The organism is Streptomyces sp. FH025 (assembly GCF_017427025.1).
Taxonomy (GTDB): Bacteria; Actinomycetota; Actinomycetes; order Streptomycetales; family Streptomycetaceae; genus Kitasatospora.
The window spans coordinates 1-2202 of the sequence record NZ_JAFLNG010000974.1; the positions used below are offsets into that span (position 1 = coordinate 1).

At 78.7% G+C, this 2202-nt stretch carries 2 protein-coding genes; one reads left to right on the forward strand and one right to left on the reverse strand.

Annotated elements, in window-relative coordinates; translation table 11 throughout:
• A partial coding sequence (locus J0670_RS36315; RefSeq protein ID WP_207817002.1) for a MerR family transcriptional regulator occupies positions 1-281 on the forward strand: 281 nt, incomplete at its 5' end.
• Positions 282-284: 3 nt separating this feature from the next.
• Here the strand turns inward: J0670_RS36315 and J0670_RS36320 are convergent.
• The coding region (locus tag J0670_RS36320; protein WP_374223240.1) for a hypothetical protein at positions 285-2202 on the reverse strand (1918 nt) is incomplete at its 5' end.

Consider the following 2202-nt stretch of genomic DNA (forward strand, 5'->3'; position numbering starts at 1 on the left):
GCTGGGAGCAGGCCGGCATCCTCTCCCCGGCCCGCGACCGCGCCACCGGCCACCGCGTCTACCGCGCCGACGACGTCCGCGACGCCGAACTCGCCCACCTGCTCCGGCGAGGCGGCTACCTGCTGGACCACATCGCCGCCGTGGTCCGCCAGGTCCGCACGGCGGGCGGCACCGACAGCCTCGCCGGGGCGCTCGACGACTGGCAGCGTCGCCTCACCGCCCGGGGCCTGGCGATGCTCACCGCGGCCACCCTCCTCGACGCCTACCTCAGGCCCGCCTGACCCTCAGCCCGCCGTGACCCGCAGGTCGGCCAGCAGCTCCGTTCCGTCCTCGGAGACCGCGAGCACCCGCCCGCTGCGGTGCCAGCAGGTCAGCGCCCCGCCGTGCCACCGCAGGCCCACCGCCGGGTCGTCCGCCCCGGGCACGAGCGCGGTGAAGGCGGTTCCCGACGCTCCCCCGACGGTGACGCGCAGACCGGCCTCGGAGGGTGCGGTGTACGCCCAGTGGGCGCCGTCGGCGGAGAGCGTGACCGGTCCGGCGACGGTCTGCTCAGCCTTCTCCTCGCCGGTCCAGCGCAGCACGCTGCGCCCCGAGTCCTCGCCCGGCGCGACGGACAGCAGCCGCCCGTCCGCGAGCGCCACCCCGCGTCCGACGGCGGCCGGGTCCACCGGCGGGCGGGCACGCAGCTCCCACCCCGGCTGGTCCCAGCGCCACAGCTCGGTCATCTCGACGGTGTGGCCGCCGGCCCGGGTGTGCACGATGGCCGCGCAGCTGTCGGGGGTGCGGGCGATCCGGCCCAACACCCGCTGGTCCCCGCCGAGTTCGCGGTGGACGACGGTCGGGCGGGCGGTGAGCGTGTCCAGCACGGCGAGGCCGTCCTGGTCGACGGTGAGCAGGTGTCGTCCGTCGTAGGAGGGAACGATCCGGCGCGCCCGCAGGGCCGTCCAGTGCTCGACCCGGCGGGTGACGAGGTCGAGCCGGGACAGCTCGCGGACCTCACCGTAACGGGCGACCAGCAGGGCGGTGCCGCCGTGGTCGGCGAGGACCAGCCGGTCGGCGGGCACGTCCCAGCGGGCCCGGGTGCGGCCGTCCGGGCCGAGCAGCCGGACGCCCGCCTGGCCGCAGGCCACCAGCACCGTGCCGGAGTCCAGCCGGGCCGCGTCCAGCACCGGCAGGGTGCCGGGGCGGTCGGTGGCGGTGACGGCGAGGGCGGAGCCCCGGCCGGCGGCGCGGGGCCGCGGCAGGTCGGCGGCGGCCAGCGGGTCCGCCCGCTTCAGCAGCCGGGCGCGAGCGCCGCGGCCCGGGGCCGGCCCGCGGGTACGGACCAGGGCGCGCACGGCGACGGTGGCGAGTTCGCGGTCGAGCGCGGGATCGGCGCAGCACAGTTCGGCCAGCGCCGTGACGGTGGCGGCGAATTCGGCGCCCTGTCGCTCCCCGGCGAGGGCCGCCCGGGCCGGTTCCGCCGCGTCCTCACCGAGGGCCAGCAGGTGGACCAGGGCCCGCCCGCGAGCCGACCCGCCCAGGTCCACGGCCTCCCGCAGGTCGCCGACGAGGCCCGGCCGCAGCGTCTCGTCCGGCCACGCGGCCTCGACCGCGCCCATCCGGTCGCCCGCCCGGCGGAGCTGGTCCGCCCAGGCCGCGCGCAGCTCCCGGGCGGCCTCCGGGTCGCTCGCGCCGAGCCGCTCGACGGCGGTGGCGAAGGCGCCGCGCAGGAGGGCGATCCGCACCGCCCGGTCGCGCTGCCCGGCCCGCCACCAGAGCCGGACGACCAGCTCCGGTGCCAGTGCCCGCCCCTCGGCGAGTTCGGCGGCCTGGGCGGTGCGGCCGTGCCGGTCCAGCAGGGCGACGGCTTCGGCGGGCGCGGCCAGCAGGTCGGCGAGCACGTACGCGGCCTCGTCGATCCGCCCCTCGCGCTCCAGCGCCTCGGCGGCCTCGCGGTAGAGGTCGGTCAGCAGCCGGCGCGTGGACGGGCCGCTGATGGGCGAGAACGTCGCCGCACGGCCGGGTTCCTGCGGGCTGGGCCGCAGCGCGCCGGTGAACCGCTCGGGCAGGCGCAGCGACACCGGGCCGTCGGCTCCGGAGAGCTGGACGGCGTCGCGCAGGGCGTCCTCCCAGCGGCGCTGCCGGAAGGCGTCGGCGAGGTGCTCCAGGTAGCGGGTGTGGCGATCCTGGAACAGCGACCGGATCGGGCTGCGCAGGGCG